Raw genomic sequence first — 20,658 nt, 5'->3', positions numbered from 1 at the left:
CGAGAACAATCCCCTGAGGAGTCTCGTGGAGACCTGGCCCGGAACCGCCTACCCGTTGGGCGCGACGTTCGACGGAAGCGGCACGAACTTCGCCCTGTTCAGTGAGATCGCCGAGCGCGTCGAGCTGTGCCTCTTCGAGGAGGACGGCACCGAGACGCGCGTCGAGATCCAGGAGTCGGACGCCTACGTCTGGCACTGCTACCTTCCGCAGGTCCAGCCGGGCCAGCGCTACGGCTTCCGCATCCACGGACCGTACGACCCCGATGCCGGCCACCGCTGCAACCCGAACAAGCTGCTGCTGGACCCCTACGCGAAGGCGATCTCGGGGGAGATCGACTGGGACCAGTCCCTCTTCTCGTACACCTTCGGCGACCCGGACTCGACGAACGACGAGGACTCGGCGCCGCACATGATGATGGGCGTCGTCATCAACCCCTTCTTCGACTGGGCCGGTGACCGCCGCCCGCGCACCTCCTACGACAGCACCGTGATCTACGAGGCGCACGTGAAGGGGCTCACCAAGACGCATCCCGACGTGCCGGAGGAGCTCCGCGGCACCTACGCCGGAGTCGCCCACCCCGCGGTGATCGACCACCTCAAGCACCTGGGCGTCTCGGCGATCGAGCTCATGCCCGTGCACCAGTTCGTGAACGATTCGACGCTGATGGACAAGGGCCTCTCGAACTACTGGGGCTACAACACGATCGGCTTCTTCGCACCGCAGAACACCTACTCCTCCACGGGCGACCAGGGCCAGCAGGTCCAGGAGTTCAAGAGCATGGTGAAGGCGCTCCACGCGGCCGGCATCGAGGTCATCCTCGACGTGGTCTACAACCACACGGCGGAGGGCAACCACCTCGGCCCCACCCTGTCGTTCCGCGGCATCGACAACGAGGCGTACTACCGCCTCGTCGACGACGACAAGCGCTACTACATGGACTACACCGGCACCGGGAACACCCTGAACGTGCGACACCCGCACTCGCTCCAGCTGATCATGGACTCGCTGCGCTACTGGGTGACGGAGATGCGCGTCGACGGCTTCCGCTTCGACCTCGCCTCGGCGCTGGCACGCGAGTTCTACGACGTCGACCGGCTCTCCACCTTCTTCGAGCTCGTCCAGCAGGACCCGGTGGTCTCGCAGGTGAAGCTGATCGCCGAGCCGTGGGACGTCGGGCCCGGCGGCTACCAGGTGGGAAACTTCCCGCCCCAGTGGACGGAGTGGAACGGCAAGTACCGCGACACGGTCCGCGACTTCTGGCGCGGCGAGCCGTCGACGCTGGGGGAGTTCGCCTCGCGCCTCACCGGCTCGGCCGACCTCTACGCGCACTCGGGCCGCTACCCGGTCGCCTCGATCAACTTCGTCACGGCGCACGACGGCTTCACCCTCCGGGACCTGGTCTCGTACAACGAGAAGCACAACGACGCCAACGGCGAGGACGGCAACGACGGGGAGTCGCACAACCGCTCCTGGAACCACGGCGTGGAGGGGCCCACGGACGACCCGCGGGTGCTCGCGCTCCGGGCACGCCAGCAGCGGAACTTCCTCGCGACGATGCTGATCTCCCAGGGCGTCCCGATGATCCTCCACGGCGACGAGCTGGGCCGGACCCAGAACGGCAACAACAACACCTACGCCCAGGACAGCGAGCTGACCTGGATCGACTGGGCGCACGCCGACCGGCCGCTGCTCGAGTTCACCGCGGCGCTCATCCGCCTGCGCGCCGAGCATCCGACCTTCCGACGCATGCGCTTCTTCGACGGCCGCCCCGTCCTGCGCGGCGACGGCGAGCCCCTGCCCGACATCGTCTGGTTCACCGCTGCCGGCACCGAGATGTCCCCGTCCGACTGGGACTCCGGTCTCGGCCGATCGGTGGGCATCTACCTCAACGGCAACGGGATCCGCGAGCGCGACCAGCGCGGGCGCCCCGTCACCGACGACAGCTTCCTCCTGTACTTCAACGCCGACGACGTCGACGTCGAGTTCGCGATCCCGAGCGACGAGTACGCGCTCGAGTGGAGCGTCCTCGTCGACACCGCCGGCGCCGAGGCGGACTCGATCCCGCGTCCGGCGGGGGCGATGCTCACCGTCCAGGCGAAGTCGCTCGTCATCCTCCAGGAGCACAGCACGCCCGAGCCCGAGGTCGACCACTCGGTCGCCGCTTCGCTCGCGTCCCTGGCCGCCACCTCGGCCATCCCGATCGTCTCCTCGACGGGACCCACCAGCCCCCACGCCGAGTCGACCGACTCCGCGACCGCACCCTCGACAGGAGCCTGACGTGCGTCTGCCCGCCTCCACCTACCGCCTCCAGATCCGGTCGGCGTTCGACCTCGACGACGCCGCCCGGGTCGCCGACTACGTGCGCGCGCTCGGAGCGGACTGGCTGTACTTCTCGCCGCTGCTGAAGGCCGAGCCCGGCTCGGACCACGGCTACGACGTGGTGGACCACACCGAGGTCGATCCCGACCGCGGTGGCGCGGCCGGCCTGGCGAACGCCTCGGCCGCGGCGCGGGCGGAGGGCCTCGGCGTCCTCATCGACATCGTCCCCAACCACATGGGCGTCGCGACCCCGAGCGAGAACTCGTGGTGGTGGGACCTGCTGAGGAACGGGAAGTCCTCCCGCTACGCCACCGCCTTCGACATCGACTGGGAGGCGGGGGGCGGGAAGCTGCGCGTGCCGATCCTCGGCGACGGTGCGAGCGAGGGCGACAGCGACAGCGAACTCGACGCGCTCGAGGTCGTCGGCGACGAGCTGCACTACTACGAGAACCGCCTGCCGATCGCGCCCGGCACCGCCGAGCCCGGCGACTCCGGCCGCACGGTGCACGCGCGCCAGAGCTACGAGCTCGTGAACTGGCGCCGCGCCGACGCCGAGCTGAACTACCGCCGCTTCTTCGCGGTGAACACCCTCGCCGCCATCACGGTCGAGCGGCCCGAGGTGTTCGACGCCTCGCACGCCGAGATCGTCCGCTGGTTCACCGAGGGGCTCGCTGACGGCCTGCGCGTCGACCACCCGGACGGCCTGGCCGACCCGGGCGGATACCTCGACGACCTGGCCCGCGCGATCGGCGGCGCCCCGGTCTGGGTCGAGAAGATCCTCGAGGGCGACGAGGAGCTCCCGCCGCACTGGGCGACCGTCGGCACCACGGGCTACGACGCCCTGGCCGACGTCGACCGCATCCTGGTCGACCCCGACGCCCGCCCCGTGTTGGAGGGCCTCGACGCCGAGCTCACGGGGAAGGGCTCCCCGCTGCAGTGGGCCGACCTCATCCACGACACCAAGCGCGGCATCGCCGACGGCATCCTCCGCTCCGAGGTCCTGCGGCTGGCCCGCCTGATCCCCGGTATCGAGGGAGCGGACGACGCGCTGGCGGAGCTCCTGGCGACCTACCCGGTCTACCGCAGCTACCTCCCCTACGGAGCGGAGCACCTCGAGCACGCCCGCGTCGACGCCGTGCGCCGCCGTCCCGAGATCCGCGCGACCATCGACGAGGTCGCCGCGGCGCTCGGCGAGACCGGCACTCCGGTGTCCGTGCGCTTCCAGCAGACCTCCGGCATGGTGATGGCGAAGGGCGTCGAGGACACGGCGTTCTACCGCTTCAGCCGCCTCACCTCGCTGAACGAGGTCGGAGCGGACCCGGACGAGTTCGCGATCGACCTGGTCGAGTTCCACCGCCGCCAGGCCGTGCGCCAGGCCTCGTTCCCCGCCTCGCTCACCACGCTTTCGACCCACGACACGAAGCGCGGCGAGGACACCCGTGCCCGCATCACCGCACTGGCCGAGGACCCGGAGGCGTGGGCGGCGACGCTCCGCGAGCTCCACGCCCTCGTCGGCTTCGGCGACGGCCCGATCGAGCACCTGCTCTGGGAGGCCGTCGTGGGGACCTGGCCCGCGAGCCGCGAGCGCCTGCACGCCTACGCCGAGAAGGCGTCGCGCGAGGCCGACGACTCGACGCACTGGACCGCTCCTGACGAGCAGTTCGAGAAGCGGATGCACGCGGCGATCGACGCGGCGTTCGACGAGCCCGCCGTCCGCCGGCTGGTCGAGCAGACCGTCGAGCGGGTGTCGGTTGCCGGCTGGTCGAACGGTCTCGCCGCGAAGCTCGTGCAGATCACCGCCCCGGGCATCCCGGACGTCTACCAGGGCAGCGAGCTCTGGGAGACCTCCCTCGTCGACCCGGACAACCGCCGCGAGGTCGACTTCGGGCAGCGTCGAGCGCTGCTGGAGCGGATCGACGGCGGCTGGAAGCCCGCGATCGACGCCGAGGGAGCCGCGAAGCTCCTCGTCACCTCGCGCGCCCTCCGGCTCCGCCGCGACCGCCCCGAGCTGTTCACCCGCTACGCCGCCGTCCCTGCGATCGGGCCCGCCGCCGAGCACGCGATCGCCTTCGACCGCGGCGGCGCGCTGACCGTCGCGACCCGGCTCCCCGAGGGCCTCGCCGCTTCGGGCGGGTGGAACGGCACGGTCGTGGTCCTGCCCGGGCACCCGATGGAGGACGTCCTCACCGGCCGCACCTTCGCGGGAGGAGTGACTCCGGTCGCCGAGATCCTCGCCGACTACCCCGTGGCACTGCTCGCCCCGGTCTCCTGACCGGTTCCGCACCGCACCGCAGACCGATCCGACCCCTCCTGGAGACAGCAGTGATCAGCACGACTCCCTACCGCTACGCACTCCCGACGACCGGGCCCGAGCGGTTCGACGTCTGGGCCCCCGAGGCCTCGACGGTCGAGCTCCTTCTCGGCGACGACTCGTCGCTGACGATGACCCGCCACGGAGACGACGGATGGTGGCGGGCGCCCGCGTCGGCCCCGGCCACCGGCGGGGTCGACTACGGGTACCGGGTGGACGGCAGTGGTCCGCTGCCGGATCCCCGCTCGCGCCGCCAGCCGAAGGGCGTGCACGAGCTCTCGCGCACGTTCGACCCCTCGGCGCACGAGTGGGGCGACTCCGCCTGGACCGGGCGCGAGCTCGCCGGCGCCGTCATCTACGAGCTGCACCTCGGCACGTTCACACCCGAGGGCACCCTGGACGCGGCGGCGGAGCGCTTCGAGCACCTGCGCTCGATCGGCGTGGACTTCATCGAGCTGCTGCCGGTCAACGCGGTGAACGGAACGCACAACTGGGGCTACGACGGCGTCCTCTGGTACGCCGTGCACGAGCCGTACGGCGGACCCGAGGCGTACCAGCGCTTCGTGGACGCCGCCCACCGTGCCGGCCTCGGCGTGGTCCAGGACGTCGTCTACAACCACCTCGGCCCGAGCGGCAACTACCTGCCGGAGTTCGGCCCGTACCTCAAGAACGAGAAGGCCAACACCTGGGGCAGCTCGATCAACCTGGACGGCGAGGGTTCGGACACCGTCCGCGGGTACATCATCGACAACGCTCTGATGTGGCTGCGCGACTACCACGTCGACGCCCTGCGCCTGGACGCGGTGCACGCCCTCTCGGACGAGCGGGCCGTGCACGTGCTCGAGGAGATGGCGAGCGAGGTGGCCGTGCTGTCGGCCCACGTCGGGCGCCCTCTGACGCTGATCGCCGAGTCCGACCTCAACGACCCGACGCTGATCACTCCGCGGGAGGCGCACGGCTACGGGCTCGACGCGCAGTGGAGCGACGACTTCCACCACGCGGTCCACGTCGCGCTGACCGGGGAGACCACGGGCTACTACGAGGACTTCGCGCCGCTCGGCGCCCTCGCGAAGGTGCTGACGCGGGGCTTCTTCCACGACGGCACCCTCTCGACTTTCCGCGCCCGCCACCACGGCCGTCCGGTGGACACCGAGCACATGCCGACCTGGCGCCTGGTGGTCTGCAGCCAGAACCACGACCAGATCGGCAACCGGGCGGTCGGCGACCGTCTGACGGCGACCCTCGACGAGGGGCGCCTCGCGATCGCCGCGGCTCTGACGCTGCTGGGCCCTTTCACTCCCATGCTGTTCATGGGCGAGGAGTGGGCGGCGTCGACCCCGTGGCAGTTCTTCACCTCGCACCCGGAGAAGGATCTGGGCGAGGCGACGGCGAAGGGCCGCATCGAGGAGTTCGCGAAGATGGGCTGGGACCCGGAGGTCGTGCCCGATCCGCAGGACCCGGAGACGTTCCTGCGCTCGCGGCTCGACTGGTCCGAGGTCGGGGAGGGGCGTCACGCCCGCACCCTCGAGGTGTACCGCGAGCTGGCGGCGATCCGCCGCCGCTACCCCGAGCTGACGGACCCGCGCTTCGGTTCGCTCCGCGTGGAGTTCGACGAGGATGCCCGCTGGCTGACTCTCGGCCGCGGTCGGGTGACCGTGGCGATCAACGTCGGCGAGTCCGCCGCCCGCATCGCCCTGCCGGAGGTGGCGGAGACGCTGCTCGGCGTCGGGGAGTACGCGGTGCAGCCCGGGGACACCGAGGTGGATCTCGGCGCCTCCTCGCTGCTGGTGACGCTGAGCGCCTGAGCTCCGTGGCGGCCGGCTGTTCAGGTGGCCGGCCGCCGCTGTCCTGAACGGCCGCCTCGGGCCCGAGCGCTCAGAGCGCGACCGCGGCGTACTCCGTCGCCGTCACGACCCGCACTCCCTCGTCGTGGACGAGCAGGAGCGCGCGGAGGGGGATGGCCCGCTTGTGGCACGCCGCCGCCAGGTGACGGGCGAGGACCCGATCGGTCTCGCCGAGGAAGGCGCGCCCGGGACGTTCCAGGGCGAAGGCGAGCGAGCCCACGTCCTGGTGCGCCACGGCCTTGGCGAGGGTGGCGACGATCCGCTCGGTCTTCTCCTCGTCGGGGTGCACGGGGAGCCCGTCCACCGGGTAGAGGATCGGCAGCTGCACGCCGTCGCGGTCGAGGAAGATCGGCCACAGGGCCCGGCGGTAGGCCGGTCCGATCAGCGAGGAGACGCGCTCGCGCAGCTCGCGGTCGTTCAGGAGCGGCGCATCGAGGTGCGGAGCGGGAGCGGCGTGGTCGAGAGTGGTCATGGTGTCGCTTTCTCGTGGGGCGAGCGGGCGGTGCCGCTGAGGGGTCATCGGAAGTTGCGGGAGGTGGTGCGAGCGCCGACCGTGAGGGTCTCGAACCTGTCGGCGAGGAGGTTCGTCACCCCCTCGTCGGAGCGCTCGAGGATCCCCCTGACCAGCAGGGCGGGTGCCTCGCGGGCCACGCGGCGGTAGCGGTTCCATACTCCGACGGAGCAGATCACGTTGAGGATCCCGTGCTCGTCCTCGAGGTTGAGGAAGGTCACTCCACCGGCTGTGGAGGGACGTTGGCGGTGGATCACGACCCCGCCGACCTCGATCCGGGTCCCCGAGGGGATGGCGGGGAGATCGGCCGAGGAGCGGGCGCCGCGGCGAGCGAGTCCCTCGCGGAGGTGGCGCAGCGGATGGTCGTCGGGCGAGATGCCGGTGGCCCAGAAGTCGAAGACCACGCGCTCCTGAGGGGAGAGCATCGGCAGGAGCGGGGGCTGCACGACGACCGTGGAGCCGGCGAGGAACTCCTCGCGGTCGCCTGCGGCGGTGCCGGCCTCCCAGAGCGCCTGCCGACGCTGCAGACCGAGCGAGTCGAAGGCGCCCGCGGCGCCGAGGGCCTCCAGCTGAGCCGCGGTCGTGCCGACCCGACGCGAGAGGTCGGCCATGCTCGCGTAGGGTCCGCCGCGTTCGCGCTCGGCGACGATGTGCTCGGCGAGCGCGGTGCCGATGCCCTTCACCCCTGCCAGCCCGAGCCGGATCAGGAAGCCGCTGTCGCGCCTGTGGTCGTCCGTGTGGAAGTGCTCCGTGCGGTCGAACAGTCCCGTGGGCGGCTGATCGGCGCGGAGGCAGTCGTCGCTCCCGTAGGCGGCGCCGCCCCTCCGGCGTGCGGGGGCGTCCTCCTTCGCCTCGAGCCCGGGAGGCGCCAGGGAGCGGTTGACGTCGGGCGAGACGACCTCCACTCCGTGACGCCGGGCATCGGCGACCAGGGTGTGCGGGGCGTAGAAGCCCATGGGCTGCGCCCTCAGCAGCGCGGCGGTGAACGCGGCGGGGTAGTGCAGGCGGAGCCAGGCGCTCGCGTAGACCAGCAGGGCGAAGCTGATCGCATGGCTCTCGGCGAAGCCGAAGTTCGCGAAGGCCTGGATCCGGAGGTAGATGTCGTCCGCGACCTCGCCCGTGATGCCGTTGCGGGCCATCCCCTGGTAGAGCCGCTCGCGGAGGGTCTCGATCTTCTCGGTCCCGCGCTTGGACCCCATCGCCCGGCGCAGCAGGTCGGCGTCCTCCGCGTTGCAGTCGCCGACGGCCACGGCCACCTGCATGAGCTGCTCCTGGAAGAGCGGCACGCCGAGGGTGCGCTTGAGCGGCGTCACGAGGAGGGGGTGCTGGTACGTCACCGGCTCCTCGCCGAGCTTGCGGCGGATGTAGGGGTGGACCGCACCGCCCTGGATGGGGCCGGGGCGGATGAGCGCTACCTCGATCACCAGATCGTAGAAGCGGCGCGGCTGCAGCCGGGGGAGGGTGCCCATCTGCGCCCGGCTCTCGACCTGGAACACCCCGATCGAATCGGCGCGGCAGAGCTGGTCGTAGACGCCCTTCTCCTCCCGGGGGAGGGTGGAGAGGTCCCACTGCTCGCCGACGTGCTCGGCGACGAGGTCGAACGTGTACTGCAGGGCAGCGAGCATCCCGAGCCCGAGGAGGTCGAACTTGACCAGGCCCATCCAGGCGCAGTCGTCCTTGTCCCACTGCAGGACGGTGCGGTCCTCCATCCGGGCGGGCTCGATCGGGCAGACCTCGCCCACGGGCCGGTCTGTCAGCACCATGCCGCCGGAGTGGATGCCCAGGTGCCGGGGCGTGCCCAGCACTCGGGTGGTCAGGGCGACCACGTCCTCGGGGATGTCGTGGTCGGTGCTCTCGGTGACGGACCCCCACCGCTCGACCTGCTTCGACCAGCCGTCCTGCTGCCCGGCGCTGTATCCGAGGGCCTTGGCCATGTCGCGCACGGCGAACTTGGGCCGGTAGGTGATGACGTTGGCGACCTGGGCCGCGTTCAGACGTCCGTACTTCCGGTAGACGTACTGGATCACCTCCTCGCGTCGCTCCGAGTCGAAGTCGACGTCGATGTCGGGCTCCTCGTCGCGGATGCTGGAGAGGAACCGCTCGAACGGCAGGTCGTAGAAGATCGAGTCGACCGCCGTGATGCCCAGGACGTAGCAGACCGCCGAGTTGGCGGCCGAGCCGCGTCCCTGGCAGAGGATGCCGTTCCGCTTGGCGTAGTGGACGATGTCGTGGACGATCAGGAAGTAGCCCGGGAAGTCCTTCTGCTCGATCACCGCGAGCTCCTTCTCGAGGCGCGCGAGGACGTCGGCGTCGGCGCGGGGGTACTTGGCCGGCACGGCCTCGCGCACGAGCTCGCGCAGCCAGCTCATCGGGGTGTGCCCCTCGGGGACCTCCTGGCGCGGCAGCCGGGGCCGGACTCGGCCGAGCTCGAAGGCGATCTCGTCGGCGACGCGTACCGTGTTCTCCACGGAGCCGGGGTAGCGGCCGAAGCGCTCGGCCATCTCGGCGCCGGAGCGCAGGTGGGCGCCGCCCGCTGCGGGGAGCCAGCCGTCCATCTCGTCGAGGCTCCGGCGTGCTCTGACCGCGGCGAGGGCCGTCTGGAGGGGGCGCTCCTCCGGCCGGGCGTAGTGCACGTTCCCGGTGGCGACCGTCCGCAGCCGGAGCTTCTCGGCGATCGCCGCCAGCTGGTCGTTGGCGCGCGAGGCTAGGGGATCCCCGTGGTCGTACAGCTCCACGAGGACGTTGGCGGGACCGAAGAGCCGGACGAGCTCGCGGACCTCCTGCTCGGCCGCGGCCACTCCTGCGGCGGCGAGCGCTTGACGGACCGCTCCCTTGCGGCAGCCCGTCAGCACGATCCAGTGGCCGTCGGCGGCGCGCGCGAGCTTCTCGAGGTCGTAGCTCGGCTTGCCCTTCTCGGCTCCGGCGAGCTGAGCAGTGGTGATCGCACGGGCGAGGCGGTGGTAGCCCTCCTCGCGGCGCGCGAGGACGAGCAGGTGGGTCCCCTCCGGATCGGCGACCCCGTTCTGAGGCGAGGTGAGCCCGATCGAGAGCTCGGCTCCGAAGGCCGTGCGGACGGCGTGCCCCTGCGCGGCCTCGGCCATCCTCACGATGCCGTAGAGGCCGTCGTGGTCGGTGAGCGCGAGAGTGTCGATGCCGAGCCGGACCGCCTCCTCGACCAGCTGCTCCGGCTTGCTCGCCCCGTCGAGGAAGCTGAAGTGGGAGTGGGCGTGCAGCTCGGCGTAGGGCACCGGATGAGCCGGCGGCCGGACGTCGTCCCCTGCCACGTAGGCGGGGCGCTTGTGCGACCAGGCCGGACTGTCGCCGCCGTCGCCCCGGACGACCGTGCCGTCGGCGCGCTTGCCGCTGGAGAGGCGGCGCTCGAACTCCGACCAGGGGATCGGCGGGTTGTTCCAGCCCATCGGGGCTCCTTCGGTGCTCGTTCGCGGTGGTGGAGGGATGCTCCGGTTCAGTCGTAGCGGGCCTCTGCGGCCCAGACCCCGTCGAGGCAGAGCAGCAGCCAGGCGACACCGGCGGCGTCGACCACCTGGAAGCGGTCGTAGCGGACGGCGGTGCTCGGATCCCACCAGCGCTCGTCGATCGGCCAGGGACCCGCCCATCCGGCGAGGGGCTCCAGGCGTGCCTGAGAGGTCCCGGGGGTGAAGTAGGCGGGCACGGAGCTGAGGGCGCCGCGCTTGTCGACCGCGACGGGTTCGCCCCTCGGTCCGCGGACCAGCACGGCCGCGGGCTCCGCGAAGACCGTCGGCGGGAGGGGCGGCGGCAGGGAGCCGGGCCAGGGCAGGGTCCTCGGCCGTGCGTCGCCCGGCTCCCGGTCGCCCCAGGGGATCAGGTGCTGGCGGTCGCGGAGGGATCGACCCCCTCCGATCGACGCGGTCATCACGGCCTCGTGCCCGAGCATGCTCTGCACGCGGCTCAGCCCGTGGTGGACGCGCTCCTCCGGAGCGGTGCCCCAGAGACCCTGCTCATGGTTGCCGATCGCGTCGACCGCCTCGGGCTCGACGCACAGCCGCGAGATCGGAGCTCCGAGACCGGTGTCGATCTCCCCGCTGCCCTGCAGCTGCCAGCGGACCCGGTCGAGCACGTCGCCCGGGGTGAACCATCTCGGGTGCAGCCAGCTCCTGGAGGAGACCTCACCGCGCTCGCTGACGACCTCGATGCGGATAGCGGTCGCGACCAGCTGTGCGCGGGTGAGCCCGGCGACGAACTGCTCCGCGGGGACGCGGAAGGCGAAGGCGGCCTGGTCGATGCGGTCCAGAGGGGGCTCGAACTCCATCGCCCGGTCGAGACGCTCCGGGGGGAGCCGGGGCACCACCGTCTCCGACTCCGCACCGGCGGCGAGGAGGTGCGCGTGGGCGCCCTCCGGTCCGAACCGGGCGGCGACGTCCTCGCGAGGGAGGGCGGCGAAGGCGCCGAGGGTGCGGACGCCGAGTCTGAGCAGGAGCGCCACCAGGTCGTCCCCCCGGCGGGGAGCACGGGCAGGGGCTGCGACGGACTCGGTCTCGAGGGCGTCGAGCGGGAGAGGAGCGAGGAAGCCTGCCGCTGCTCCTGGGGGCACGACGGCGACGAGGCGGCCGGAGTGCTTCGCGGCGAGCTCGGAGGCGAAGAGCCCGTCGGCGATCCCGATGCGGGCGTCGGGGAGACCCAGCTCGGCCAGCCGCTGCAGGATCGCCTCGGCCGCGCTCTGCTCGCTCCCGTAGTAGCGGCGCGGACCGCGGGCGCGGATCGCGCACAGACCGGGCCTGATCAGCTGGACGCCCGGGGTGATCTCCTCGAGCGCCTGGATGATCGGCTCGAACGCCCGGTGGTCGAGCACCGGGTCGTACGGGAGGACGGCGAGACCCGTGCAACGGGACTGCGCCTCGCGCACGCGCATGCCCCGCCGGACCCCCTCCGCCCGGGCAGCGGGGGAGGAGGCGAAGACCAGGCTCTTCTCCGTGAGGGCCAGGGGGTGCTCGTCGCCGAGGCCGGCGTCGGCGGCGGCCGCGAGGAGGGGCCAGTCGGGGCACCAGACGAGGATCGTCCGCCGCAGCTCGGGTGCGCTCGCCATCTCAGACCGCCCGCTCGTGCAGGCGGCCGTGCTCGACCCGGGAGCCGAAGGCGCTCTCGACGCCGGGCATGCTCATCCGCACCGTGCGCACCCGGGTGCCGGCCCGGCCGACCACATCGACCATCGCCTCCCGGGAGCGCAGGTAGCCGTGGCCGTCGCCGAGCCCCTCCCAGCGGCTGCTGCGGATTCTGAGCCGCGCCTCGGCCTGGGGCCACTCGCCGAGGACCACGAGCGCGGCACCCCGCTGGCGCAGTCGTGCTCCCAGACGCGAGACGTCGGCCGAGGAGACGGAGGCGGGCGGACGGGTGAGCACGACGGTCAGCACATCGACCAGAGCTGCGGTGACGGTGAGCCAGTGCTCGGCCGGTGCGGGCACGAGCACCAGGCGCTCGAGGTCGATCCCCATGCCGGCCGCGGCCTCGGCCCCGAACTCCGGGACGCCCACCACGCCGCACCACGAGCCCTCGGCGGACGGGCCGGCGAGCAGCCCCATCGCCAGACTCATCGAGCCCTCCACCGAGTAGGCGGCACCCTGCTTGAGCGAGCCGCCCGGGAGCACGGAGGAGAAGGCCGGCAGGGTGGCGAGGCTCCTGGTCTCGAGAGTGGTCGCCTGCATGTCCCGGATGCGGGACTGCAGCTCCTTCACCGACGCGAGCTGCCGCAGAAGGGGCTCTGTGGCCTCGGCCGTCTCCGCGGAGACGAGGGGTGAAGGGGGGCTCATCTGCCCATGTTCGAACATGTGTTCGAGTATGTCAATCGCCACCGACATCCACCGGCGAGCCGCTCGGACCCTTCCGCGACCGCCCGGCGAGGCGCACTGAGGAGGAGGTTCCAGACGTCCCGGGCAGTCTCGCATCCGCCTCCGACATCCCCGTCCGGGGGCGTTCTCCACCGGGTCTCGGCGAGGGAGGGCCTCCTGCCGCGCCTCTACCATGGGAGCCATGTCCGACGCCCTGCTCGACCCCGCCGACTCCGACGCCACCGCCCCGGCCGCCCCGCGCAGAAGGACCCTCGTGGTCAAGATGGGGTCCAGCTCGGTCACCAAGCAGTCGGGTCCGGATCCCGTTCTCCTGGCCAGCGCGCTCGAGAGCGCCTTCGCCGCCCGCGCGCTGGGCTGGGACGTCGTGCTGGTCTCCTCCGGCGCCGTCTCCTCGGGCCGGGCGCTCTTCGCCCGCTCGCAGGAGGAGCCGATCAGCGCCCGCCTGGCGGCAGCGGTGGGCCAGACCGTCCTGATGGGCTTCTACCGCTCGGTGGCCGAGCTCTCGGGCGCCCTGGTCGCGCAGATCCTCATCGGCGAGTCCGACCTCGCCTCTCCCCGGCAGATGGCGCACGTGGCCGAGGCGATCCGCCACGCCCTCGACGCCGGAGTCGTGCCCGTGGTCAACGGCAACGACACGATCGACTCCGCCGGCTCGGACAACGACGGCGTCGCCGGCGGACTAGCGATGCTCCTCGGGGCGGACCTTCTGCTGCTGCTCACCGACGTCCCCGGCGTCTTCGCCGGCAGCATCGCCGAGGGCGTGCACCTCGAGGAGCTGGGCATCTCGGAGCTGCGCCGCATCGGCGTGCAGAAGGGCGGTACCGGCCGAGGGGGCATCCGCTCCAAGCTGCGGGCCGCCGAGCTCGCCGCGCACAACGGCGTCTCGACCAGGATCGCCGGGGCGCGCACCCCCGAGGTCATCCTGGGCGCCCTGGGAGGGCCGGGCCCGGGCACCCTCGTCCGCGCCGTGCACGCGCATCCGCCCGTGGAGCAGCGCTGGATCTCCGGAGTGGCCACCGGCCGCGGCCGCGTCGAGATCAACCTCGAGGCCGAGCGGAGCATCGGAGCCGGCTCGAGCCTGTTCGCCTCGGGCATCAAGCGCGTCTCCGGCGAGTTCGGCGGCGGCGACGTGATCGAGGTGCGCGCCCTCAGCGGAGAGCTCCTCGCGCGCGGCGTCTCCCGCGTCTCCTCGCGTCTGCTGACCCTGGTCCGCGCACTCCGGGTCGACGAGATCGCCCGCGTCTTCGTGGCGGTCCTCGGCCATGCCGCCACGACGGCGCCGTCGGCGAGTCCGGAGGGGGAGGAGAGGCCGCAGCTGACCCGCGCTCTGGAGTACGCGCGCACTCTCTCCTCCGAGCACGCGCGGGCCGTCGCGATGGAGATCGTCTCCCTCTTCCCCGCCGAGAGCATCTCGGCCCTGCTGGGGCAGGGCGCGGGGGAGGGCGAGCTCGTCGAGCGCTACACCCGCCTCGTCCGCACCCTCGCCATCGTGGAGAACGAGAACCTGGCCGTCTTCCGCTCCTGACCGCCGGTGGCGCGCCACGTCTCAGTGCATTTCGCGCCTTCGCGTCATGATCGCCGTTCTCCGGTGTCTTCCTGGTGATGGCGCCGCTCCTGGGCGCCCCCGACGGAACGGATCATCGATGAGCGTCCCCACTTCCACAGCCGGCCACTTCCGCGAGTCCGACATCACGCCCGAGAGCTTCGAGATCGAGCGGCTCGAGCGGCGGCTCGCCCTGCTCGAGGCCTCGATCGCCCAGGGGGAGCGGGCACTGCTGGGCCGGGTCGACCCGAGCACCGGAGATCCCCTCCCAGGCGCCTGCGGGGGGCACCGAGCCCAGCTGGTCAGCAACCTGACGACGGAGCGGGCCCTCGCCGACCGCATCCGGGAGATGCTCGCCGCTCGGAGCTGACGGGGTGCGTACGGCACCATGGGGCCATGGTCACCATCACCGTCGCCGGTCTCGCCCAGCACTTCCACCCCGCCGAGCGGGGCACCGTCCGCCTCGAGATCCGGCGCGAGTCGCGATCCCGACCCCAGGCGCTCGCCGAGGTCACCGCCCTGCACGCGCGGGTCCGTGAGGAGGCGGCCGCCGAGCAGGCGTCCGGCGCCGCCACCTGGTGGTCCTCCGATCAGATCTCGGTCTCCTCGATCCGCCGGTACATCAAGGACTCGGACGTCACGCAGCTGTTCCATGTCGCTGCCGCCGGGGTCCGGGTGAAGTACCGGGACTTCGCGGCTCTCGGGCGCTGGGTCGGCTCGATCTCGGAGGTGCCGGGGATCCAGATCTCGGGGGTCGACTGGGACGTGACGGCGGCACGACGTGCGGGCATCGAGCGCGAGGTCCGCACCGCTGCCGTCCGCGACGCGCGCGAGCGGGCCGAGGCCTATGCTGCGGCCCTCGGCCTGACCGAGGTGCGGGTGCTGACCCTCTTCGAGCCGGGACTGCGGCCGCACACGCGCATCGAGGGCGGCTCGGCGATGATGAGCCGCGCCAAGGCGTTCTCCTCTCCTGAGGAGCCGTTGGCCCTCAAGCCGGAGGACATCGAGGTCACCGCCTCGGTCTCCGCCGACTTCGAGGCGCACTGACGCGGAGACGCGACCGGGCGACCGTTTCCGCTGCGGACGGAGAGCGCCTGCCTGCACCTGCGACCCGCTTATCGTCTGCATGGCAACCCCGAGAGTCGCCCCGAGGCGACCGACCATCGGCTCCACGACGACCCCTCTCCGCCCCGATCAGCGGGCACGCGACCACCATACGTGTATTGAGTACTCCTCGGGAGCGCTGTCGCGGTTCGGCGACCGCCGTGCACACCCTCGGGGAATAGCGGGGGACCCCCGGGCGCTGAGGCAGGCATGGTCTCGCGCATCGGCTTCCTCTCCTTCGGCCACTACCAGTCCGTCCCCGGGTCTCAGACCCGCTCTGCTCGCGACGTCCTCCTCCAGACGATCGAGCTCGCGGAGGCGGCGGAGGAGATCGGCATCGACGGCGCCTACGTCCGCGTGCACCACTTCGCGCCGCAGCTCGCCTCGCCGTTCCCGCTGCTGGCGGCGATCGCCGCGCGCACCCGCCGCATCGAGATCGGCACCGGGGTCATCGACATGCGCTACGAGAACCCGCTCTACATGGCGGAGGAGGCGGCCGCCACCGACCTGATCTCCGACGGCCGGCTCGAGCTCGGGGTCAGCCGGGGATCGCCCGAGACCGCCCTGCGCGGGTCCGAGGCGTTCGGCTTCGTCCCCCCGGAGGGGATGACCGAGGCCGACCTCGCCCGGCAGAAGGTGCGCATCCTCCGGGAGGCGCTCGCCGGAGCGCCGGTCGCGCAGTCGGATCCGGCGATGACGCGCCAGTCGCTCCCGCTCTCGATCGAGCCGCGCTCGCCCGGCCTCGAGGACCGGATCTGGTGGGGTGCCGGCAGCTTCGCGACCGCGCGCTGGGCGGCCGAGCAGGGCATGAACCTGCAGTCGTCGACCCTGCTCCTGGAGGAGGAGGGCGTGCCCTTCGACGAGCTGCAGGCCCGCCAGATCCGCGAGTACCGCGCCGCGTGGAGCGAGGCGGGCTGGGAGCGCACCCCGCGCGTCTCCGTCTCGCGCAGCGTCCTCCCGATCACGAGCGATCTCGACCGCCTGTACTTCGGCGGCCGCGGTGAGCAGGACCAGGTCGCCACCCTCGAGGGCGTCCGCGCCCGCTTCGGCCGCAGCTACACGGGCGAGCCGGACGCCGTCGCCGCCGAGCTCGCTGCGGACGCCGCCGTGCAGGAGGCGGACACGCTGCTGCTCACCGTTCCCAACCAGCTCGGGGTCGAGTACAACGCGCGGCTCCTGCGCACTGTCGTGGAATCGATCGCTCCGGCTCTCGGCTGGTCTCCGGCAGCAGTGGGCGTCTGACACCGAGGCTCGGTCCGTGCGGGAGGGCCCTGCGGTGCAGGAGCGCCCGTCCGCTGCAGAAGCGCCGTCCGATGCAGCAGCCGCCCCGTCTCCTCGTGAGGAGCCGGGGCGTCTGCACTCTCCGCCCACAGCATCCCTCCCGCCGGCGCGAGGAGCGGACGGTGCCGGGAACGACGGAACCCCCCGCCTCTCCGAGGAGAGACGAGGGGTTCCGATCAGTGTGTCCGAGGGGGGACTTGAACCCCCACGCCCTATACGGGCACTAGCACCTCAAGCTAGCGCGTCTGCCATTTCCGCCACCCGGACGAGTGTTTCCTTCGACCTGCGTTTCCGCGGCCGAAGAAGACATTAGCACGGTTCCGGAGCCTCTCACGCCACCTCGTGGCCCACCGGCCTCCGCGCGCCGTCGAGCCCGCGCCGGTACCGTTGCCCGCATGTCCGACAGCATCGACAGCGCGCCCGTGACCGACAGCACCCTCGATGAGACGGCGCTCATCGCGCGCGATCTCATCCGCTTCGACACCAGCAACTACGGCGACGGGAAGGCGGAGCCGGAGCGCCCGGCCGCGGAGTACGTCGCGGCGAAGCTGCGTGACCTCGGCCTCGAGCCGGAGCTGATCGACTCCGACCCGGGACGCACGAGCGTCGTGGCGCGGGTTGCGGGGGAGGACCGCGAGCGCGGCGCCCTCGTCGTCCACGGGCACCTCGACGTGGTGCCCGCCATCGCCGACAACTGGAGCGTCGACCCGTTCGGCGGCGAGATCAAGGACGGCATGCTCTGGGGCCGCGGCGCGGTCGACATGAAGAACATGGACGCGATGATCCTCGCCTCGCTCGGCGACATCCTCCGCGAGGGGAGGCGCCCCTCCCGCGACCTCGTCATCGCCTTCTTCGCCGACGAGGAGGCGGGCGGCGTGCGGGGGTCGGGATTCCTGGCCCGTGAGCGGCCCGAGCTGTTCGCCGGAGCGACCGAGGCGATCAGCGAGGTCGGCGGCTACTCGATCGAGCTGGCCGGCAAGCGCGCCTATCTCGTGCAGACGGGCGAGAAGGCGCTGATGTGGCTGACCCTCCGCGCGCACGGCACGGCGGGGCACGGCTCGCAGGTCAACTCCGAGAACGCCGTCACCCGGCTGGCGCAGGCGATCGCCCGCATCGGAAGCGAGGAGTGGCCCACCCGCCTCACCGACACCACGCGCGAGCTGCTCGACGAGGTCGCCCGCCTGCTCGGCCACGACCCCCAGCGCAGCACTCCGGAGGAGCTGGCACTCGCCACCGGCACCGCCTCGCGCTTCATCGCCGCGACGCTGCGCACCACCGCCAATCCGTCGATGCTGTCGGCCGGCTACAAGGCCAACGTCATCCCGGACACCGCGGACGCCACCATCGACGTGCGCGTCCTCCCCGGCGAGGAGGATGCGGTGCTCGAGCGCCTGAAGGTCCTCGCGGGCGAGCACGTCGAGATCCTCGTCCAGCACCGCGACATCGGACTCGAGGTGCCCTTCGCCGGCCCCCTCGTCGAGAGCATGGCCGCCTCGATCCGCCGGTTCGATCCGGGCGCCGAGGTCCTCCCGTACCTGCTCTCCGGAGGCACCGACAACAAGGCGCTCTCGACGCTCGGCATCACCGGATACGGGTTCGCGCCGCTCCAGCTGCCGTCGTCTCTGGACTTCCCGGCGCTGTTCCACGGGGTCGACGAGCGCGTTCCACTGGACGCACTAGTGTTTGGCAGGAAGGTCCTGACCGATCTCCTGCTGAGCTCCTGACGGCGCCGCGGACCGGGTCAGCACCGACCGATCCCGACCGACTGCTGGCCGACGACGCCCCAGCCCTCCTCGAAAGTGACGCATGGGCCTGCTCGACGCGCTGATCCTGGGACTCGTCCAGGGTCTGACCGAATTCCTCCCCATCTCCTCCAGCGCCCACCTCCGGATCGTCAGCGAGCTGCTGCCCGGTCTCGGCGGCCGCGACACCGGAGCCGCTTTCACCGCGATCACGCAGCTGGGCACCGAGACCGCCGTCATCATCTACTTCTGGCGCGACATCGTGCGGATCGTGTCGCACTGGGCGCGCTCCCTCGTCGGCCGGATCCCGCGCTCGGACCCGGACGCACGGATGGGCTGGCTCATCATCCTGGGCAGCCTTCCGATCATCGTCCTCGGCCTCGTCTTCCAGGACGCGATCGAGACGACCCTCCGCTCTCTGTGGGTGGTGGCCACCACCCTCATCCTCTTCGGCATCCTGCTCGGCATCGCCGACGCGGTCGGCGCGAAGAAGCGCCGCCTGCGCGACCTGGGCGTCCGCGACGGCCTGATCTTCGGAGGCGCGCAGGCACTCGCCCTGATCCCCGGCGTCTCGCGCTCGGGAGGCACCATCACCGCGGGCCTCTTCCTCGGCTACGAGCGCAAGGCGGCGGCGCGCTACTCCTTCCTCCTCGCGATCCCCGCGGTGTTCGGCAGCGGTCTCTACCAGCTGTACAAGAGCATCAGCGACCCGGTCGTGCTCCCGAACCAGGTCCAGGTCGGCGGGCTCGAGACTCTCGTGGCGACCATCGTCGCGTTCGTGGTCGGCTTCGTCGTGATCGCGTTCTTCATGAGCTACATCTCCCGCCGCAGCTTCCTCCCGTTCGTCGTGTACCGCATCGTCCTCGGCGTCGTCCTCATGGTCGCGCTCGCCACCGGCCTGATCGCCGCCTAGATGCGCGCCTGGACCGCCGCCGACGTCCCCGCCCTGCCCGGCCGGGGGAGCGCACCGCGCCTGCACGACACCGCGACCGCCGGCCCCGTCGAGCTCGACGCGCCCAGCGGAGTCGCGAGCCTCTACGTCTGCGGCATCACGCCCTACGACGCCACCCACCTCGGGCACGCGTCGACCTACCTCGCCTTCGACACGGTCCAGCGCGTCTGGCTCGACGCGGGCTACACGGTCGAGTACGCCCAGAACGTGACCGACGTCGACGACCCGCTGCTCGAGCGTGCGACGGCCACCGGTGTCGACTGGCGCGACCTCGCCGAGGAGCAGGTCGAGCTGTTCCGCGGCGACATGGCCGCCCTGCGCGTCCTGCCTCCGCAGCACTACGTCGGAGTCACCGAGACCGTGGATCCCATCGCGGAGGCGGTCGCCCGCCTGGAGCGCGACGGCGTCGCCTACCGCGTCGCTGCTCCGGACGCGGCGGAGGAGGGCGCGAGCGACCTCTACTACGACATCGCCGCGGCCGAGAGCGCCGTCTGGCACCTGGGCAGCGAGAGCCGGCTCGACGCGGAGTCGATGGCCCGCTTCTCGGCGCTGCGCGGGGGCGACCCGGAGCGCGCCGGCAAGCGCGACCCCCTCGATCCGCTGCTCTGGCGGGCCGAGCGCGCCGGCGAGCCCGCCTGGGACGCCGAGGTCGGCCGCGGCCGTCCGGGCTGGCACATCGAGTGCTCGGTGATCGCCCTCGACCGGCTCGGACCCGAGTTCACCCTGCAGGGCGGCGGGAGCGACCTGGTCTTCCCGCACCACGAGTTCAGCGCCGGCCACGCCGCGTCGCTGTCCGGCCGTCCTCTGGCCCGCGCCTACGCGCACGCCGGGATGGTCGCCTACCAGGGCGAGAAGATGAGCAAGTCGCTCGGGAACCTGGTGCTGGTCTCACGTCTGCGGAGCGAGGGCGCGGACCCGCGGGCGATCCGCCTCGCGCTCCTCGCGCACCACTACCGCTCCGACTGGGAGTGGCTGCCCGAGGACCTGCCGTCGGCCGAGGCGCGCCTGGCGCGCTGGGAGGCGGCCCTCGCCGCCGTCGGACCGCGCTCGGCGCTCGAGGTGCTGGCGCAGCTGCGCGAGGCGCTGGCCGACGACCTCGGCACTCCGGCCGCCCTCGCCGTCGTCGACGCCGCACTGACCGAGGGCGTGGACGACCCGTCGCTCCTGCGCGACGCGGTCGACGCCCTGCTCGGGGTGCGCCCGGCCTGAACCCCGTCAGGCTCGA

Annotated in this window: 14 protein-coding genes and 1 tRNA gene; 10 read left to right on the top strand and 5 right to left on the bottom strand. The window is 72.0% G+C overall.

The annotated features are described in order from the left end of the window. Window positions 1-25 precede the first annotated feature (25 nt). From glgX to treZ, 3 genes are read left to right on the top strand one after another with little or no spacing between them, the layout of a single operon-like run. Entirely contained in the window at window positions 26-2,278 is a 2,253-nt protein-coding gene (glgX, locus tag C5C71_RS05955; RefSeq protein WP_104237465.1) for a glycogen debranching protein GlgX, read from the top strand. A 1-nt stretch (window position 2,279) separates the two neighbouring features. Next, a complete protein-coding gene (treY, locus tag C5C71_RS05950) occupies window positions 2,280-4,592 on the top strand; it encodes a malto-oligosyltrehalose synthase (protein WP_104337312.1) in 2,313 nt (770 codons plus the stop codon). A gap of 50 nt (window positions 4,593-4,642) precedes the next feature. Further along, window positions 4,643-6,436, top strand: coding sequence for a malto-oligosyltrehalose trehalohydrolase (gene treZ, locus C5C71_RS05945; protein ID WP_258068657.1), 1,794 nt, complete (start codon window positions 4,643-4,645; stop codon window positions 6,434-6,436). Window positions 6,437-6,506: 70 nt separating this feature from the next. Here treZ and C5C71_RS05940 read toward each other — a convergent pair whose 3' ends face one another. From C5C71_RS05940 to C5C71_RS05925, 4 genes are read right to left on the bottom strand one after another with little or no spacing between them, the layout of a single operon-like run. After that, complete coding sequence (locus C5C71_RS05940; protein ID WP_104232613.1) at window positions 6,507-6,947, bottom strand: hypothetical protein; 441 nt, start codon at window positions 6,945-6,947, stop codon at window positions 6,507-6,509. Between the two features lie 44 nt (window positions 6,948-6,991). Beyond that, complete coding sequence (locus tag C5C71_RS05935; RefSeq protein WP_104337311.1) at window positions 6,992-10,405, bottom strand: error-prone DNA polymerase; 3,414 nt, start codon at window positions 10,403-10,405, stop codon at window positions 6,992-6,994. Between the two features lie 47 nt (window positions 10,406-10,452). After that, window positions 10,453-12,051: a DNA polymerase Y family protein gene (locus tag C5C71_RS05930; protein WP_104337310.1), complete on the bottom strand. Its 1,599-nt coding sequence runs from the start codon at window positions 12,049-12,051 to the stop codon at window positions 10,453-10,455. Between the two features lies 1 nt (window position 12,052). Next, the gene (locus C5C71_RS05925) at window positions 12,053-12,772 is read right to left on the bottom strand and encodes a hypothetical protein (RefSeq protein ID WP_104337309.1); all 720 of its coding nucleotides are present in this window, start codon (window positions 12,770-12,772) and stop codon (window positions 12,053-12,055) included. Between the two features lie 220 nt (window positions 12,773-12,992). On the opposite strand from C5C71_RS05925, the gene proB reads away from it, so the two are divergent. The 4 genes from proB to C5C71_RS05905 all read left to right on the top strand — a co-directional run bounded on the left by proB (window position 12,993) and on the right by C5C71_RS05905 (window position 16,700). Then, window positions 12,993-14,336: a glutamate 5-kinase gene (gene proB, locus C5C71_RS05920; protein ID WP_181065651.1), complete on the top strand. Its 1,344-nt coding sequence runs from the start codon at window positions 12,993-12,995 to the stop codon at window positions 14,334-14,336. A 118-nt stretch (window positions 14,337-14,454) separates the two neighbouring features. Next, a complete protein-coding gene (locus C5C71_RS05915; protein WP_104222002.1) occupies window positions 14,455-14,724 on the top strand; it encodes a hypothetical protein in 270 nt (89 codons plus the stop codon). A 26-nt stretch (window positions 14,725-14,750) separates the two neighbouring features. After that, window positions 14,751-15,401 carry an SIMPL domain-containing protein gene (locus C5C71_RS05910; RefSeq protein WP_104225267.1) on the top strand — a complete coding sequence of 217 codons (651 nt, stop codon included), beginning with the start codon at window positions 14,751-14,753 and terminating at the stop codon, window positions 15,399-15,401. Window positions 15,402-15,668: 267 nt separating this feature from the next. Beyond that, complete coding sequence (locus C5C71_RS05905; protein ID WP_104337308.1) at window positions 15,669-16,700, top strand: LLM class flavin-dependent oxidoreductase; 1,032 nt, start codon at window positions 15,669-15,671, stop codon at window positions 16,698-16,700. Between the two features lie 221 nt (window positions 16,701-16,921). On the opposite strand, the gene C5C71_RS05900 is transcribed toward C5C71_RS05905, so the two are convergent. Further along, window positions 16,922-17,006 (bottom strand) — tRNA-Leu (locus C5C71_RS05900). A 128-nt stretch (window positions 17,007-17,134) separates the two neighbouring features. Between C5C71_RS05900 and C5C71_RS05895 the strand changes: the two genes are divergently transcribed. The 3 genes from C5C71_RS05895 (at window position 17,135) to mshC (ending at window position 20,642) form a co-directional block, all read left to right on the top strand. Continuing rightward, entirely contained in the window at window positions 17,135-18,463 is a 1,329-nt protein-coding gene (locus C5C71_RS05895) for a M20/M25/M40 family metallo-hydrolase (protein WP_181065650.1), read from the top strand. Window positions 18,464-18,545: 82 nt separating this feature from the next. Continuing rightward, window positions 18,546-19,394 (top strand): undecaprenyl-diphosphate phosphatase, encoded by an 849-nt coding sequence (locus tag C5C71_RS05890; RefSeq protein WP_104222008.1) that lies wholly within the window; start codon window positions 18,546-18,548, stop codon window positions 19,392-19,394. After that, the gene (gene mshC, locus C5C71_RS05885; RefSeq protein WP_104225264.1) at window positions 19,395-20,642 is read left to right on the top strand and encodes a cysteine--1-D-myo-inosityl 2-amino-2-deoxy-alpha-D-glucopyranoside ligase; all 1,248 of its coding nucleotides are present in this window, start codon (window positions 19,395-19,397) and stop codon (window positions 20,640-20,642) included. The last annotated feature ends 16 nt before the right edge of the window (window positions 20,643-20,658 follow it).

The sequence above is a fragment of the Rathayibacter sp. AY1C1 genome (genome assembly GCF_002932105.1).
Taxonomy (GTDB): Bacteria; Actinomycetota; Actinomycetes; order Actinomycetales; family Microbacteriaceae; genus Rathayibacter.
The sequence above is the reverse complement of the archived record's forward strand: the minus strand, read 5'-3'. Positions and strand labels throughout refer to the sequence as shown.

Bases quoted from the DNA above. Each gene is read 5' to 3' on its own strand.
- C5C71_RS05930 (WP_104337310.1), bottom strand. From the start codon at position 12,051: ATGGCGAGCGCACCCGAGCTGCGGCGGACGATCCTCGTCTGGTGCCCC.
- C5C71_RS05890 (WP_104222008.1), top strand. From the start codon at position 18,546: ATGGGCCTGCTCGACGCGCTGATCCTGGGACTCGTCCAGGGTCTGACC.
- C5C71_RS05935 (WP_104337311.1), bottom strand. From the start codon at position 10,405: ATGGGCTGGAACAACCCGCCGATCCCCTGGTCGGAGTTCGAGCGCCGC.
- C5C71_RS05915 (WP_104222002.1), top strand. From the start codon at position 14,455: ATGAGCGTCCCCACTTCCACAGCCGGCCACTTCCGCGAGTCCGACATC.
- proB (WP_181065651.1), top strand. From the start codon at position 12,993: ATGTCCGACGCCCTGCTCGACCCCGCCGACTCCGACGCCACCGCCCCG.
- mshC (WP_104225264.1), top strand. From the start codon at position 19,395: ATGCGCGCCTGGACCGCCGCCGACGTCCCCGCCCTGCCCGGCCGGGGG.
- C5C71_RS05940 (WP_104232613.1), bottom strand. From the start codon at position 6,947: ATGACCACTCTCGACCACGCCGCTCCCGCTCCGCACCTCGATGCGCCG.
- C5C71_RS05910 (WP_104225267.1), top strand. From the start codon at position 14,751: ATGGTCACCATCACCGTCGCCGGTCTCGCCCAGCACTTCCACCCCGCC.
- C5C71_RS05925 (WP_104337309.1), bottom strand. From the start codon at position 12,772: ATGAGCCCCCCTTCACCCCTCGTCTCCGCGGAGACGGCCGAGGCCACA.
- C5C71_RS05895 (WP_181065650.1), top strand. From the start codon at position 17,135: ATGTCCGACAGCATCGACAGCGCGCCCGTGACCGACAGCACCCTCGAT.
- C5C71_RS05905 (WP_104337308.1), top strand. From the start codon at position 15,669: ATGGTCTCGCGCATCGGCTTCCTCTCCTTCGGCCACTACCAGTCCGTC.